The following is an 18,046-nucleotide window of genomic DNA, read 5'->3' as shown; positions in this document are numbered from 1 at the left end:
TTGTTCTCTGCTTGGAAATCTATTTTTGTCTGAAATATATTTGAATAGGCACACCCGTAAAGTCAAAGTGTTCACGCAATTTATTCTCGATAAAGCGTTTATATGGATCTTTGATATATTGCGGCAAATTACAGAAGAAGGCAAACATTGGTGTTCTTCCCGGCAATTGTGTCACATATTTAATTTTGATATATTTTCCTTTTAAGGATGGTGGCGGATAACTCTCGATAATATCGAGCATCACTTCGTTCAACTTCGACGTTGGAATCTTTTTTGTTTTGTTCGCGTAAACCTTATCAGCCACTTCCAACACTTTTAGGACACGTTGTTTTTCCGTTACCGAAGTAAAGATAATTGGCACATCCGTGAATGGAGCTATTTTTTCTCTGATACGATCTTCGAACGCTTTCATGGTCTTGTTGTCCTTCTCGATCAAATCCCATTTATTGACAACGATCACGATACCTTTACGGTTTTTTTCGGCCAAGTTGAAGATATTCACATCTTGCGCTTCCAAACCATCCTGTGCATCCAACATCAAAATAGTCACATCAGAATCTTCCAATGCTTTGATGGTACGCATGACTGAATAGAATTCAATATCTTCGTTTACTTTTGATTTGCGGCGAAGACCAGCCGTATCGATCAAAAGGAAATTATGTCCATATTGATTGTAATGAATCCGGATAGAATCCCGTGTAGTGCCCGCCATAGGCGTTACGATATTACGGTCTTTACCGATCAATGCATTTGTCAATGAGGATTTACCCACATTTGGACGACCAACAATCGTATATTTCGGTAGAGCTTCGTCTTCCTCCTGTTCTTCTTCAAAATGGGATACAACAGCATCCAATAATTCGCCGGTACCAGAACCTGTTGCAGAGGAAATATTGAACACTTCCCCTAAACCGAAAGCATAAAATTCGGCAGATTCATGATGCAATTTAGCATGGTCAACTTTGTTGGCTACCACATATACAGGTTTGGAGCTTCTTCTGAGGATATCAGCGATTTCATCATCCAGGTCAGTGATACCAGTCGTAACATCCACCATGAATATAACCACTGACGCTTCTTCAATAGCGATATATACCTGATCACGGATTGCCTCTTCAAAGACATCATCCGAACCATGGACAAAACCACCTGTATCGATTACTGTAAATTTCTTTCCGATCCACTCTGCCGTCTCATAATGACGGTCGCGCGTTACTCCGCTAAAGTCATCGACAATCGCTTTTCTACTTTCCGTAAGACGATTGAATAGGGTAGATTTACCAACATTTGGACGACCAACAATTGCAACAATATTTGCCATATTTATTTTATTTGATCCATCCACTATCACAGCAGATGGCACTTTTATGCTAAATTACACGTTAAGGGTACAAAGATACGGATTCAAAAGGGATTATGGAGACAGAAAAACAAAAATGGCTTTACCGTGAAGTAAAGCCATTTATAACACATAATAACCAAGAATTTACCATGTCACGCCCTTAGTAGGCAGTTTCCTATACCCCAAGCCATCTTCAACAAAGTATGTATTTATATAATAAGCTGTATGCCCTGTCATATTAGCTCTGGGTTTTTGCGGCGTTGACTTTGGGACAGGACCTTTAATCGACATGGAAATATCCGAGTCAAAACCGAAAAAATAATTACTTCCTTTGGATCGATATTGTGCAGAATTAAAATCTTCAGTCACATATTCGCTATCATCATAAGCTGTTTCATAATCTGCCGTTAGGGTTCTTGAACGATGCTCATACTTATATTTAATCTTTAGAAAATTATAACCACCAACAGGTATTGTTGCAGCATTATCAGCATATAATTTGATATAAACTTTTCCCTTTCTAATTTCCATCGGAATCCCTTGGGAAGAATAATGTTCATATTCGATGTCCTCATATTCAAATCTTGCGTAAGGCTGCGGATAAGGCCCATACCGGATCTGAAATTCGGATTCTACTGCGGTATCATCTGTTAGATAACGCAATTGAAAACTAATGGGAACCCCGGGATCATTTTCAGAGAATGTGGATCCTTTCTTTAATGCCTCCACAAATCCCTCAACACTATTAAGTGAGATAAGATCCGATTTTAACTGGGTACCATTAGGTCCAGTAATAGCATAGCGCATCTCAGAATCCTTGATAATACGTTTTTCTTCGCTTGTCAATGTAGTTCCACCACCCAACAATCCTTGCAAAATTCCAATTTGTTTTGTAAAGGCATTATGAACAGCTGCGGAATCATCATTGGATTCGATTGTCATTATCCCCATCCTGCCATAGGTCACCCCGCCAACATAGTATGGACTTCTTCCGTTAAAAATTGCTGCGGTATCCAAACCAGTAGGATCAAACAACTCATCATTTGAAACAGGAAGATCTACCTTTATATTAAAGTTCTCCTGATAAAACCTTAACATAAAACCGTAAGATTTTGTCACGGTTTGCTCGCCACTATTATTCCCGTTTTGTTGCTTATACAGGAATAGATCAATATTCTTATTGTAACCATACAGGGTCTTTAGCATTTTGTAATTACTAAAAGAAATCATTTCGTACTTCAATTTTGCCGCACCTATTTTACCAGCATACAATGTACTTAGATCCTTCAGCGCTGCGCGGACAAAAGCCCGATCATTGCTTGGCCGCATCATAATAGTTTTAGCAACCTTGCCAGGGCTAACCGGTAGGCTTGTAGAAATATTAATTGGACGTATTGCACTACCAATATTAGTCATTACAGTTGGCGCAAACAAATCTCCTTTTATACTATGCCCATCAAGTATAGCTCCGGGAAAAACATTTAGTCCCATCTCTGGAGCAACTACAAAAATATCTGATTTGAATGCTTCAATAAAGGCAACTTGAGAGGAGGTAGGCTCCAGAAAATCACGATCTTTATAGGTACCAGCAACCAAACCAGAGCCTTTAGCCATAACTTGTGCGTTCAATTTACCAGCATCTATGCTAATTGGAGAAATGGCCGATTTCCTAAGCTTGGAAAAGCCCGCCCCCGCTCGGTCTGAATGTACATTAATTTCCTTTTTACAAGAAGATAAAAAGCAAAATAGTACAATCATCAATAGATAATTTACATGTTTATTATTCATACTATTTTTTTAATTTTACATTGTCAAAAGACTTGACTAAACCTTTAAGAGTTTCATCGCCCCTTTCATTTTCAATCAATGAATTCTCAATTTCAACACTCGGTTTATGAGATTTATTTTTCGCCAAAGACTTTGGAAGCAGACCTAAAATATAAGCAATCACATCATCTCTTTCATTACCAAAATCCAAGGAAACATTATCCAGAAAACTTTTCTTAGTAGAAAACCCATCGTAGTAATTTCCATTACCCAATGCATTTTCCATCCTGTACATCGCAAGATAGAGTTTATAGTGATCAATGTTTATATCAAAAAAACCCACAGGTTTACCGTAAGTAACCACAGGGAAATCGCTTATACTGCCAGCAACACCTAAAACCTCAACATCTAAATAAGGAGCCAATATATTGATCAGCAATTCACTTGCCGAGGCTGTCGCATTACTTACAATAAATGTTATCTTTTTTATACCATTTAAAGCCCCAATTTTTTTAAAATAATACCGATTGTTTTCAACCTTATAATTTAAATCGAAAAGTGTTGCTATTTTTCCATCTATAATAACGGGCTGATTAGTTTCCGTTAGAATAGGTTGTTTTTTTAAAATCTCAGCTTCTCCTTCTTGCATCTTTCTATTATAAATCTCACTAAACATAAGTTTACCAGCTAGAGCTGATCCAGCGACATTATTCGCTAGATAAACGCATGTATTTTGATACCCTCCCAAATTATAGCGTAGATCCAGAATCAATTCATTAATACCAACTTGAGCAAAATCACTAAAAACAGCATCCAAAATAATTTGAGAATTTTTTAAATGAGCAAAACTTTTTAAAGCCAAGTACCCCGTTTTATCATTCCCTTTTTCAATTATTTTCGCCTTCAGCACCGGGTTTTGCCGATAAGGCTTTGCCCCCAATCGTGCCAACCGATTTTTTCCATCTGTTTCAATCTCCATTGTTACAAACTGGCTTTGCAGCATCTCTTGCAGATATCGAAGAGACCCCATAGTCGAATCAAGCAATCTATTATTAATCGAAAGTACCCGATCTCCCCTTTTAATCTCACTCTCTCCAGCGGGAGAATTATGATCCACCCATGCAATATAGAATCTACCGAGCTTGGTTCTGGCTACAGAAATTCCAAAATCAGTATCACCATTTCCGCTATCTTCATTAACATTTATGATTGTAGAGTATTTGGCGCGGGCACTATTTGGGACTTTATTCTCATAATGAAAACCTGTTATGGAATCAACCGCATATTTACCTATTCCCTGAATCTCATCTAAGTAATTTTCCAATGCATTATTCTCTCTCCTATAATATTTCTGAGGATTAAAAACACGACATTCCGGCAAGTATTCGTTCCATAAATAGACATCTTTAGCATATAGATAAATAGAATCCAATACTTTATCAGAAGAAATCTGTGAAGTATCCACAATACTTTCATCCTTTTTCTTGCACGACACTATCAGAAATAACAATAAAAGAAACAGAAAATTCATAAATCTAATTTTCCGGTCCAAAAGTGCATCAAAGTTCATAAGTACCCGAATCAAAAGACTTAATTGTAATAATCAACATGAAATAAAGGTTTAAAATAAGTGTTGTCTTTAAGGTATTTCAACGTAAACTGAATAGGAACTCCCGGATCTGAAGCTGTAAATTCACCCAAGTTCTCCGTGACAAAAGAAGAAAAACCCTCGATACTTTGTGGTTTGTCAATCATTTGAATAACTGCAGCATTTGGACTTCCCATCAAGTAAACCGTTAGACGGGAATTACTAAACACCTGCAATTCTTCAGACGAAAATGTTTCATTTGTTTTTTTAAACCATTTTTTAATAAGTTTTTCAAATGTCTTTTTTGCGGTCTCTTCATAAAAATTAGTTTCAATCATTATAAAACCGAATCTACCATATGTCACAGCGTCGACATACACTGGCGAAACTCCCTCAAAAACACTTGCTGGGGTCTTCTGGTAATCAATCAGTTCCCCAATCTGAGGATCTGACATACTTAAAGTAAAATTCTTGACGGTGTAAGTCATTATTAAACCTGTATTGTAACTTGTCTTACCATTCGTTTGATTAAAGGATGAGTTTACTGAAGAAAAAAGACTCTTGTGGTTCGCATTATAGCCAAAAGACATTTTAGATTCCTCATAAGAGGAAAAGGACGAAGCAGAAAACGAAAAGTCCTCCAATTGATTCCCGGAGAACCCTGGGCTCATTAATGCATCCCTCAGAAACACACGCGTTTTAGATAGAGAAGGGACATCTATCGTACCGAAAGCTTTATCTGAAACGAAAGTTGCGGACACTTGGATAGGTTTCCGAGTATAACCTTTCAACGGAGCAAAATTACCACTGACGACAGATGCACTTTTTATAATCGAACCAGGGTACACATAATCTTCGTTATTAGGCGTCACAACAACCTCATCGGATCTATATATTTTGGTCCTACCTCCATTCCACATACTATCCTCAATAAAATACAGCGCATTTTGCTTTCTATTATCCAACAGATCTTTTAACTCACTTTTGCTTCTATTCAAGAAAATAGGATCTACTTTTTCTATTTTTAGGGAAGAGTAAATCTCGGCAAGAAGTTTTGGAGAACTATTCGAAACAAGAGTCACCTCACTATCCTTTTGACAGGAATTTAGCAAAAAAAAGGCAAAGGCAAATACTACAAGTACTTTTTTACTTAACATAATAAATTAGGTTAGTCCATGTATAAGTCAAAGAAAAGGCTTATACATGGAAAATTAAATACAATTATTTATATGTGTCCACCTGAAAATTCGTCCAATGCGTACTAAAGTCACTCATATAGTTCAATGAGTAATACAGCGGCGTACCCGGACTTTGCCATGAATATTCCCCTCCATTCGCAATTAACGAAGCAAAGCCTTTTACTCCCTGGATAATATGGATAATATCTTTGCCCTGTGGACCGATTAGATAAACTTTTATCTGTGCATTATTAATTGTATTTACTTGCGACTGTGACAAACCAAGTGTAAGGAGGTTTTGTCCGTCAGCGGCCGCCTTTAACTTGGTAGCAGGAAGATTAAACACAGCTGTAATACTAGTATTAACAGCCTTATAGCTCGAATCCGATTCAAATGTCATAATACCTTTTCTACCATAGGTCACAGAACTAACAATAACAGGATCAAAAGTTCCAAATCGACTTTTGGGAACAGTCGGTTTTACAAAAGGTTCATATATAGGTGGCTCAATATTAACAGAAAAATTTTCTTGTGTAAATTCCGCCCTCACTCGTGTTTTATTATTTGACAAATGAGTAGAATCATGCACAGTCAGTTTAAAAAGACCTGCAATATTAAGATTTGCATTAAATGATAGTTTCATCTCCTGATAACTATTAAATGATGCCATATCGTAACTAAACGACTGCAACTGTTCTCCACTACCATTTTTTAGCGCTGTCTGTATATAAGCTTTATCAAACCCTGGCCCTAGCTTAGTCAATACTCTAGAGGTGCTGTCTGTCGGGAAGGTCGCATAAATAGTAATTGGATTTCTCTCATCAGGCGCCAAGGAGACCGGAACAAAATTCTCCACCCTACCTGCATCCTCACCTTTTAAAATAGCTCCGAGATACAACTGCCTACGGATATTTTCAGTTAAGGCAGGAATTTCATTTGATCTTAGAAAAAGCGTCCTCCCTTTTCCATTGCTCCAAACACTGTCTCTAATTACTTCCGCAGCAGTTTGTTTTCTTCCTTCCAAAAGGTCATAAATACTTTTAGTATCTTGAACGTTCACCTTAATAGGTCCAGGCGAATAACGGGGCATTCCCTTAAATTGGGAAACATAACCTTTTACAGTAGGCACATCATCATTGGTTCTGAAAATTTCATTCTTTTTACAGGAAAAAACAGAGACAACAGTTGACACAACAAATAAAATTTTAATTGTTTTTTTCATAAAATTAAGTTAATTAACAAAATACATATCAGTCAATTCAAATATATAAAAAATATAAAAATAAAACACTATCTAAAGATAATAAAACATAAAAATTAAATATTATTTAACACAAAAGGAATAAACAAAAACAAAAAGCTCAAAAAAAACAACAATTAACATAAAAAACAATATAAAAAAAGAATAAAACTAGTAGAGTTAAAAAATTAAAAAACGACAACAAATACATACCCTTTTATAAATAAAAAATAGGCCGGTAATTGTTATTACCAGCCTATTTAAAACAAAATTTTTACTTTAATTCTGATTTACATTATCCAACTAAACAACTAGTTGTATATACATATTAATTTGCCGTTGGGTTTTGTGTCAACACCCCAGGATAGGAATTTATTGCAGCTTGGGGAATAAAATAAGTCACCCGAAAATCCGTTGCGGGCACATTATCATATTGACTATGAGGACCGGGATATTGCCTAACGAGCTCCTCCCCATTCCTAAACACGTCATAACTTCTTTCTGCCTGATAAGCCAGCTCTAGTTGACGCTCCCGATCAATCAGTTTACTAGCGTTAGACACATCTAAACTTGGGTATGCTCCATTTTCCACAGATCGCGTACGGATTAAATTTAAATCGGTTAAGGCGGCTCCATAATTACCCAACTTCGCGTTTGCCTCCGCACGATTCAAATATATTTCGCCCAAACGACTAATTACAGGAGAATGCAATTGTGAGTCCTCTCCTTCACGAGCACATTTGTAGATAAAGAACTGCGGATAGCCACTATTTAATGTGATAAAGTAATCAACATAACCATCATAGATCTTACCATCTTTATATTTAATAGTATAACTTTCTTCCTGCGCGTTTTTTACAGTCAAGGTATAGGTTTGATCACCATCTTTACAAGTGACAACATTACCATTACGTGTGATAGGAGCCTGGACGTAGTTATTAGCTTTTAAAATATTCCCTAGCTTATCTTTTGTTTCTTCATATTTGATGAATCTGAAAACCTCGGTATAATCACCTGTTTTAGTGTCCTTTTCATAAGTTGGTCCAATAAATGCAGCACGGGCATCAAGCATTTTCACATGCCCCGGTCTCCAATCATTTCTTCCGTCCTGATCCAACAGATTCAAATATTTCGCACTGGCATACATTTCTCCCCAACCAATACCATTGATATTGGCATACATACTACCAATTGAATTTTCAAAATCATCACTTGTAAACTCTGTAGATAATCGTTTTATTGCAAAAATGGTCTCCTTATTATCTTCTGGCCTTAATGTATTATATTTCATAAATTGATCGCGGGCCAATAAAACATATTGCCCCGAATTGATCACTTTATCGGCATATTCAACAGAAAGACGTGCATACGCAGCATTAGGAGTCTTGTAGGTGCCACTCATATATAGATAAATCCGAGACAACATCGCTTGCGCAGCTTCTTTAGAAGCAAAAATCGCCCCCTTGTTAATAGTCATCAGCGACTCCGCTTTTTTCAAATCGCTGATCGCCTGTTCATAAGTCTGTTTTACCGTAGAGCGATCAGGCAAATTAAGGTCATTAATTACATCATCTGGTGTACCGTTAACAATTGGGACCCCAAGGTTAGTCTCTGGATTTTGGTAATAAGGTTTACCAAAAGCACGGCATAGATAGAAATACATCATCCCCCGGATGTAATAACATTCGCCCAATTGATTATCAATTTCGGCACTCTGCCCCTCCTTCACTAATTTGATAATATTAGACGCCTGAGCAACTGCCTTATAGCCATAATCCCAAAATGTCTGCAACCGATAATTTTCCGAATTTCTAGCAAACGAAATAAAAGAATAGAAATCATCGGTTGAAGTACCGCGAATCATCATGTTATCCCCGGCATATTCACCAAGGCGATGCATTGGATCAGACCAAGCTTTGAGCTGGCCATATGTACCATTCATGAGCGCGCCTAAATTCGCCTCCGGATCTTGGGTAACTAGATCCGCATCCATAGAGCCATAAGGATTTCTATCGATATTACAAGACACCACTGTACTCGTAATTAGTATTGAAAATAATATTTTTTTCATTGTTATATCCACATCAATGTTTAAAATGTCAAATTTGCTCCGAACATAAATTTCTTTGTTGCCGGATAAATTGCTGGTCCAGCCGTTCCCATAATAACCCCTTCATCGTTAATAGTTGTTTCAGGATCAACACCAGAATAATTCGTCCAGGTAAATAGATTCTCACCTGCAAAATAGACTCTTAAATTTTTGACCTTATATTTTTCTAATTTGAAATTATAGCCAAGCGTTAAAGAACGCATTCTCAGAAAATCATTTTTTTCCAAATATCTTGAAGAGGCTTTGTTTCCCCCATCTGTATTGCGATATTTTGCTACTGGATGTGTCGCAACATCACCAGGTTTTTCCCAACGGTTCCATCCATCCATTAATTTCATTTGATTTCTATCATTGTAGGCGCCATCCGAATCATATTCCTGACGCGCGTAATTATACATCATACCACCGATAGAATATCCAAACACTGCATTCAGATCAAATTGTTTGTAACTCACAGCAGTGTTAAATCCGCCAAACAATTTAGGATTAGAGCGTCCTACTTTATAAAGACTTGCTTGACCATATTCTGAAGTCGTTGTCTTTGTCTCATTCCCCTCAGCGTCTACGACGTTTTTGTACCACATAGGTTTCCCATTATCCACGTTAACCCCCGCCCATTCTTTCATATAATACGTATCAATAGGCGTATTGACAGCTAAGATTTTCTGCGCTGCACCGGCAATATTTATACCATCATTGACAAAAATAGGTTTTGCGACAAAATTCCCTTCAGCATCCCGAGACGGGAATAGATCAGTCAGCTTATTGGTATTGTGTCCCAGATTTACATCAAGACTCCAATTCCAGTCGTTTGAACGGATAATATCTCCACCTATAGTTAATTCCACCCCTTTATTTGTCATTTTCCCAACATTCTTCCAAACACGAGTGACTCCGGTCAGACCGCTGATGGGAACGAGGTAAAGAATATTATCTGTTTTCTTGTTATAAACGTCCACATTCAGTCTAAGCCTATTTTTGAAAAAAGCAGCATCCAATCCTCCTCCTAAGGTATAGGTTTGTTCCCAAGTCAAGTCTTTGTTACCAATTTGGTTAATCAATACACCGGGTACACCATTATATGACGCACCACTTGACACCGAATACAGATTAAATTGTGGATACAAAGCTGTAGGTCTATTACCAACAGAACCATAAGCCGCACGTAATTTCAAATTATCTACCCAATCAACCTTAAACCAATCCTCTCGATGAATATTCCATCCCCCGGAAACAGAGAAAAAATTCGCATATTTGGCATTTGTTCCAAAATTTGAAGCACCATCTCTTCTAAAGGACACTTGTGCCATGTATTTATTGTCGTAAGCATAATTAGCATTAGACAAGAAAGATTGTGTCGCCCATTCTGAAATCCCACCTTTTGTTCTTTCAGGAATTGCAGCAGCATCAAGCACCTCAATACCAGGGACAATACCTTTTCCATAGGCATCCAAAGTTTTCCCCCAATAGTCATTAAATTCATAGGCAGCAATACCGTTTAAAGCATGTTTATCCCAAGTCTTATTAAAACGTAAGACTTGATTAGTATATCTACGTGCATATTCTGATCTATAATCCGTCACACGCCCCTGCACACTTAAACCACCATTAGATCTTGGATCTGTATAGCCACTAGCGGAGTAACTATTGTACCTGTAATTGTTGATTGATGAAAAAGTCAACCAATCCGTAATCTTAACATCAAAGTCCAGGTTCCCCATAAACTCGTAGTTCGTATTAGCCGATTTATTCCATTGTAAATCATACAGATAGTTTGTCTGCGAACCATTTACCCATCCACTATAGCGATGTGGCACTAAATTTCCATTAGCATCATAAGGACTATCCCAAGGCAAATTGACGTACATTGCCGCTGTAGAATATTGACGATCATCAACAGATCGTTTAGCTCCCACAACAGACGGTTTTATCGTCAACCAATCAGTCGGTTTATAATTTGTATTAAATCGGAAATTATAACGGTCATATTCGTAACCCTTAACTGAACCAACCTCATTGTAGTAACCTAAAGATAAATAGGATTGGATTTTTTCGCTTCCGCCTTGCAGGGATATATTATGGTTCTGAATAAACCCTTTTTTTGTTGCAACTTTCCACCAATCGAAATCACTATTCCGTAATTCTGGATTCCACCGTTTAAAATTGATTGTATTGGCATTAGAAAATGAAGCATAATAGTCATAGAGTTCTGCTCCGTTCATCATCTGCATATTTCCATTAGTTAGTTCAGTGAACCCCATTTTCGTGGAAACATTGATTGCCAAAGGTTGAGCAGTTGGGTTTTTAGTTGTGATAATAATAACACCGTTTGCCCCCTGAGAACCATAAATCGACGTTGATGCCGCATCTTTCAACACAGTCATTGACGCGATATCATCCGGATTTAGATCACCGGGAGCTGAGCCTACAATAACACCATTGATCACCCACAAGGGGCTTGTTGTCCCACTTAAGGAAGCTTGCCCACGAATGACCACACCACCTTTAGTACCCGGTCTCCCGGTTCCCGGTGCAACATATACACCTGCCGCTTTACCATTCAACATATTTTCCACTGAAGGGGTGGTTACATCACGCAATTTGTTTCCCTGTACATTTTGCAATGCTCCAGTCAAACTCTCCTTTTTCTGTTGCGTTCCGTAACCCACAATGACAACCTCCTCAAGAGCTTCGCTGTTGGACTCCATGCGGACACTAATCATGGAACCTGTTACCGTCACTTCCTGGGTCTTGTAACCGATGCTATTGATCACTAAAACATCTCCATTTTTAGCCTCAATGCTAAATTGCCCGTCAGTTCCAGCTGAAGTAGAACGTGAGGTCCCTTTAACACTAATAGTAGCTCCTGCTAAAGGACCATCCGCAGACTGTACTTTTCCATTTATTTTCTGCTGGAAAATAGCGCTGTTCAACAGAACATGAGGGTCTGGAAATTTAAGACCATTAGCATTAGCTGGGTTGTGTGTACTTGTTATGAGTAAAGCTAATGATAACAGACTCAACTTGTGATTGTCGAGAATCTTTGAAATCATAATATTTAATAGTTAGTTTAAAAATTGATTAGCGTACTAATCAAAATTTAGGTACATGAATGCTAAAACTAAAAGAAGAAATGAGTATATCAAAATCTAACAACAACGAAATCGATTGCGCTATTTCAAACAAACGATTGCATAAACATTCAATTGTAGCAGCATTATTTAGTTAGTAAACGTGACTGTCAACACTGGGTTTCTACACTATATAAATTCACGACAACTATAACATCATGAAACACAATAAATAAAATTGATGTTTAGTACAAGCAAGAAAATCCTAATAATTAAGACACATCCAAAATGATAATAGTCGATAATGATCCAGAATATGAAATGTGATGATGTCCCAAACAACGAAAGGGAAGATCGAAAGAAAAAACATTAAAAATTATAGTGTCCTTTCTTTACTGGAAAGGACACTATAGTTAAAGTTATTGTCGGAGATTAATAACCTTTATTTTGAGTCAGTACACCGTAAGATAAATCTATTTCACTTTGTGGCACTGGCATTAGATATAATCGTTCAGTCCAAACACGTTTTTGCGCTAGACCATTACTAATGTTATAGATATTTTTCATTACATCGGGTGCGGTCTTCCAACGACGTATATCATAATAGCGCGAACCTTCCAATACCAATTCAATTGCTCTTTCATTACGAATCAATTCTCTTAATTTAGCTTGTGAGCCATAGATCTCATGATCCACCTTAGCCATCCCAGCTCTGACACGGATCTGATCCAGGGCATCATAAACTGTAGCATCTGGTCCGGATATCTCATTCTTTGCTTCTGCATAAGTCAATAATATTTCCGCATAGCGCAGTAAAATAATATTGGTATACGAGTCAACTTGCTCTCTACTTGAAGCAGGATCGACCAATTTACGGAAATTATAACCAGTCTGCGACATATTGGATTTTCCGCTCTGCCAAGCAAATGTATAACCACCTTCTTTTGTCAACGCATTCCAAGGTGCAGTTTCAAATAAAATAGACGCGTAAAAACGTGGATCTCTATTCTTAAATTCCTTGACAAAATCCGCTTTATCAGCTTTTGCATAATTTGCTGCCCGAACTACTGAGGAGATCGTGTCTATAGGTTGTCCCGTTTTATAACTCGGATATAAATTTACCAGATTTTGTGTCGGTGTCAGGGAGCTCCATCCCCCAACCGACCCCTCCATCAGTAGCGTGTTATTACTTTGGCTTTGTACAGCCTTAATATATTGCCGATCCAGAATCACTTCAGAATTCCCTTTATTTTCCAACTCAAATATTCCTTCGTAGCTTCTTAACCCCAATCTGAATGTGTTTTGGTCTGCTGCATTGTTAAAATCAACAAATTTACTATAGTCGTCTTTTTTATCCAGCTCTGATTCGCTGCTCACTTTAAATAAAGAGTAGCCCAGTCCCATGACTTCTTTAGCCGTAGCGGCGGCCTTTTCCCAATTATTTTCAAATAAATAAAGACGTGCCTTTAGCGCCAGTGCAGCACCCTTGGTAATCCGTCCTTTGTCGTCGTCAGAAGTATACGAAGCAGGTAATTTTGTGGAGATATCCTGCAGCTCGTTGTACAAGAATTCCAGCACCTCACTCTTTGCATTACGTGGCACATTTGACTCTTCCCTAGTCAAAACTTTCGTTACCAAAGGAATATCACCAAATCTCTCCACCATCGGAATGTATAAATAAGCCCGGATAAAGCGTACCTCTGCTTTATAACGTTCTTTCAATGCAACGTCCATGGTTGCCTTATCGACATTATCCAAAAAATAATTACAGGTACGGATCGGAATATAATCCCAGCCTGCGTTTAGCGCCGTTGTAACCGATCCGGATGAAATATCTGTTGATGGGCTCTCCCAAGGGTATTGAGCGTGCACCAACTCCGACGCCCCATCGCTATACATACCATCCGATAATTTACCGTAAACTGCATTGACAGCCAATTTCACATCATTTTCAGTTCGCCAAAACTCCTCTTCAGGAGTTTTATTTACAGGTGTACGGTCTAAAAAATCCTTCGAACACGCACCAAATAAAAGCGTTGCTGCCAATAGTGGATATATTAAATTTCTTTTCATTTCTTTTGTATTAAAAAATTAAAACTTAGCTGTTAAACCTACGGAGAATGTTTTTACCCCTGGATAACTCGCTCTTCCCGACCCTGTTTCTGGATCGTAATCACCCAAACGTTTGTCTGCCATAAAGGTGAATGGGTTGGTAGAGGATGCAAAAAGGCGTAATTGGGACATTTTCATAGAAGTTAGCAATTCTTTCGGAAAGGTATACCCAATGGTAATGGCGCGAATTCTAAAATAGTTTCCGCTGAACAACCAGAAATCAGAGGTCCTATAATTTTGTGGTGCATCTCCTGTTAATGTGATCCGTGGAAAAGGAGCGTCTGCTTTATTGTTTTCTTCAGACCAACCATTTACCCAGCTTTTTTTGACGTTAGCACCATTGAAGAACGGAAAAGATGCCTCATTATCCAGGTAAGTTTTTACCCCGCCAACACCATAAGTCAGGACATCTAGGTCAAAATTCTTATAGGCTGCACGCACATTGAAACCATAGTTGAACCAAGGTACGTCATTACCAAGAATGGTGCGGTCTTTCGCATCTATTATTTTGTCACCGTTAATATCAACATATTTGATATCGCCAATCTGGGTATCAGTTCCTAGATCTTTTTGATTTGCATGTCCTTTGATCTCCTCCTGACTTGTAAACACGCCCGCTGTTTTATAGCCGTAATAGTCGCCGACAGATCCCCCTACACGATTGATATAGTAACTGTCCACAATTTCGTTTACATCACCTAAGGAAAGAATCTTATTTTTAATTTTTGAGATATTTCCCGAAACCGAGTAGGTAAATTCTTCGCCAATTTTACCATTATACGTCAACGAAATCTCAATCCCTTTATTCTGGGTAACTCCCTGGTTGTAATAGGGTGTATGTTTTTTATCAAAACCATAAGTGGATAAACTTACCGGTTGGATCAGGATATCATCTGATTTTTTAACAAAATAATCGGCTACTAAATTGAACTTTCCACCCAAGAATGTAGCATCAATCCCCACATTGCTCATTGTTACTTTCTCCCAAAGCGCCAAGCGATTAGCCCCGTACAACTGCTCGAGACCGTCCACAGCATTTCCATTAAAACTATAAGGTGATCCGCGGTCCAGCAGATTAAAATAATTACCAATAGCAACAGCATCCTGATTACCTAGCGAACCATAGGATCCACGTAATTTCAATAAGTCAACCCATTTGGCATTCTCCATAAACGACTCCTTATTGATATTCCAACCAGCGGAGAAGGATGGAAATGTTGCCCTTCTGATCTCCGGTGCAAAACGGGAAGAATAGTCCATACGCAGATTTGCTTCCAACAGGTATTTGTCTTGGTACGCATAGTTAAAGCGCCCAAAAACGGAGCGTAACGCCCATTCATCCTGCGTTGTACGGTTAGCTAAACCGGTATCATCTTTACTGATTTCACCTGAACTACCATTGATAATTGTGGATGCATCATTATTAACAAAGTTCTGTCTACCCAAAAAAGCTTCTCGATACACATTTGATTCCTGTGATGCCCCAACAGTTATTTTTCCGAAGTGATCACCAAACTTACGTTCGTAATTGACCGTTCCCTGTAAAAGTAATTCCTGACGTTTGCCCCAAAACTCTTTTAACTCATTTATAGCATTAACGGTAGAACCCATCGGTTGCTTGGTAATAAAATTAATAACTGGATCGGTACGATTTATAAAATCAAAAGAATTTGTATTGGTATACTTTAAAGAGATTGCCCCATCAATAGAAAGTCCTTCTAAGGGAGTCAAAGATGCATTTGCGGCCAACTGCAGATAATTATCTCTGTTGTTTCCCCTGCCACCTTCGGTTATTGCACGCAACTGATTGTTTTTCGCTATAGTGGCATTGGCGGCACCGTTAGAGATCGACCCCCAGGAACCGTCAGACTGTTTTATGACAGTAAAAGGTAAAGCTCGTCCCATTTCTGTCCAGCTAATTTCGCTTCCGATTCGATCATAATCCTGCTTTAAAAAAGAGATATTGGTATTAAACGTCAATAGATCTTTAATCACCGCGGTATTGGTATTAAGTTTCATATTGATACGATCTTGTTTGCGCCCGGGAACAAGAGACTGCTGATCGAAATAATTTAAGCCTAAATAATAATTTGTTATTTTTCCGGGTGCAGTTACGTTTAAGCCAAAATCACGTTGTGGAGCCGTATGTCTCAAAACTTGATCATACCAATCGTTATTGGGATAGTAGTCCGGTTCAGATTGATTTTTAAATTTTTCGATTACTTCTGGTTTAAAGGTTGGAGTCTTTCCCACATTGACCATTGCTTTGTTATATAACTCAGCATAGGTCATAGCATCGGCAAATTCAGGCAGGAAAGAAGCGCGTTGAAATCCATAATTAGCATTAAAACCGATGACTGCTCGTTCACCACCACCCCGTTTTGTCGTCACCAAAATCACACCATTTGCCGCTCTGGATCCGTACAGTGAAGCCGAGGCCGCATCTTTCAAAACAGACATACTTGATATGTCGTTAGGGCTTAAAGCTGAAAATTCAGCACTTGTTGCTGGAATTCCGTCGATAATAAACATGGGTGATGGCGAACCGAGATTTGTACGCCCCCTTACCGTAATGGATCCCGCATTTGATGAAGGTCCAGTAGTACTCTTTCTAACTTCACCCGGCCGATTCAATACCGTTATTCCCGGAGAAATACCTTGAAGTGCATTTTACAGGGACGTCACAGGTCGATCGGCTAGTTGTTTGGGAGTGATAGTTGCGACAGATCCGGTTAGATTAGCCTTCTTTTGTGTACCGTAGGCCACTACAACCACCTCCTCAAGGGCTTCACTATCTGAAATTAAATCAATGGTTACAACAGAGGATGAAACGGAAATTTCCTGCGGCTTATAACCGATACTCTTTACAAGTAATACATCACCAGTTTTAGCTTCAATGCTAAACTGACCGTTCGAATCAGTTGATGTGGAACGTGAGCTCCCTTTCACTGTAATGGTAACCCCTGCTAATGGCCCTTCAGTTCCTTGCACTTTCCCGGTTACTTTTTGTTGGTAAATGGTATTATTCAAAACTAAAGTGTGGGAATAGTTTAACTCACCTGCATTGGAGGCATTCACGCCTGCAAATAAGAGCGTTAAGGATAACAGACTTAGCTTTTGATTACCAAGAATCTTTGAGATCATAATATCTAATAGTTAGTTTTTAAATTGATTAGTTTTCTAATCAATTTAGGTACATGAATGCTAAAGCTAGAAGAAGATATGAGGATATCAAAGCCACAATGTAACGAAATCGATTGCGTCAATTGAACAAACGATTGCATAGGCATCCAATTGCAACAAAACTGTCCCGTTCCTATTTGAGATCTTCTTGAAAGAATGGATATACCGCAAACCCGGGGGGATCTTCAGCTGATAAGGCTAAATTAAACCACTATTATTTTTCTTTTTCCGAAAAAAATAGTTGAATATAATATTAAACTGAGGGAGGCATAAAACGAAAAAAGCCAAGGTTTTCACCTCGGCTTTTTCTTTTAGTAGCGGGGACCAGACTCGAACTAGTGACCTTCGGGTTATGAGCCCGACGAGCTACCAACTGCTCCACCCCGCAATGTATTTTTAATTTCTTTAAAAGAACCGGTCATTGCAACCGGCTCTCTTTTTAGTAGCGGGGACCA

General features: G+C 38.3%; 10 protein-coding genes and 1 tRNA gene. All 11 read right to left on the bottom strand.

The genetic code is table 11. From position 1 onward, the window contains the following. Positions 1-19: 19 nt before the first annotated feature. A complete protein-coding gene (der, locus tag HMAT_RS16165; RefSeq protein ID WP_104384042.1) occupies positions 20-1,321 on the bottom strand; it encodes a ribosome biogenesis GTPase Der in 1,302 nt (433 codons plus the stop codon). A 165-nt stretch (positions 1,322-1,486) separates the two neighbouring features. After that, positions 1,487-3,130 (bottom strand): thiol-activated cytolysin family protein, encoded by a 1,644-nt coding sequence (locus tag HMAT_RS16160; protein ID WP_104383864.1) that lies wholly within the window; start codon positions 3,128-3,130, stop codon positions 1,487-1,489. 1 nt (position 3,131) lies between these two features. Further along, positions 3,132-4,679: a S41 family peptidase gene (locus HMAT_RS16155; RefSeq protein WP_104383863.1), complete on the bottom strand. Its 1,548-nt coding sequence runs from the start codon at positions 4,677-4,679 to the stop codon at positions 3,132-3,134. Between the two features lie 20 nt (positions 4,680-4,699). Next, on the bottom strand, positions 4,700-5,854 hold the full coding sequence (locus HMAT_RS16150) for a thiol-activated cytolysin family protein (RefSeq protein WP_104383862.1): 1,155 nt from the start codon (positions 5,852-5,854) through the stop codon (positions 4,700-4,702). A 64-nt stretch (positions 5,855-5,918) separates the two neighbouring features. Further along, positions 5,919-7,097 (bottom strand): thiol-activated cytolysin family protein, encoded by a 1,179-nt coding sequence (locus HMAT_RS16145; protein WP_104383861.1) that lies wholly within the window; start codon positions 7,095-7,097, stop codon positions 5,919-5,921. A gap of 346 nt (positions 7,098-7,443) precedes the next feature. Then, a complete protein-coding gene (locus HMAT_RS16140) occupies positions 7,444-9,186 on the bottom strand; it encodes a RagB/SusD family nutrient uptake outer membrane protein (protein ID WP_104383860.1) in 1,743 nt (580 codons plus the stop codon). Positions 9,187-9,206: 20 nt separating this feature from the next. Next, positions 9,207-12,278, bottom strand: coding sequence for a TonB-dependent receptor (locus tag HMAT_RS16135; RefSeq protein ID WP_104383859.1), 3,072 nt, complete (start codon positions 12,276-12,278; stop codon positions 9,207-9,209). A gap of 450 nt (positions 12,279-12,728) precedes the next feature. Continuing rightward, entirely contained in the window at positions 12,729-14,369 is a 1,641-nt protein-coding gene (locus HMAT_RS16130; RefSeq protein WP_104383858.1) for a RagB/SusD family nutrient uptake outer membrane protein, read from the bottom strand. An 18-nt stretch (positions 14,370-14,387) separates the two neighbouring features. Further along, the gene (locus tag HMAT_RS16125) at positions 14,388-17,042 is read right to left on the bottom strand and encodes a SusC/RagA family TonB-linked outer membrane protein (RefSeq protein WP_158655903.1); all 2,655 of its coding nucleotides are present in this window, start codon (positions 17,040-17,042) and stop codon (positions 14,388-14,390) included. A gap of 36 nt (positions 17,043-17,078) precedes the next feature. Further along, a complete protein-coding gene (locus HMAT_RS16120) occupies positions 17,079-17,552 on the bottom strand; it encodes a carboxypeptidase-like regulatory domain-containing protein (protein ID WP_104383856.1) in 474 nt (157 codons plus the stop codon). Positions 17,553-17,906: 354 nt separating this feature from the next. Next, positions 17,907-17,979: transfer RNA gene (locus tag HMAT_RS16115), tRNA-Met, on the bottom strand. Between the last annotated feature and the right edge of the window lie 67 nt (positions 17,980-18,046).

It is taken from the genome of Sphingobacterium sp. HMA12, assembly GCF_002933815.1.
Taxonomy (GTDB): Bacteria; Bacteroidota; Bacteroidia; order Sphingobacteriales; family Sphingobacteriaceae; genus Sphingobacterium.
Note: the sequence above shows the minus strand (reverse complement) of the source record. Positions and strands in the feature narration are given on the sequence as shown.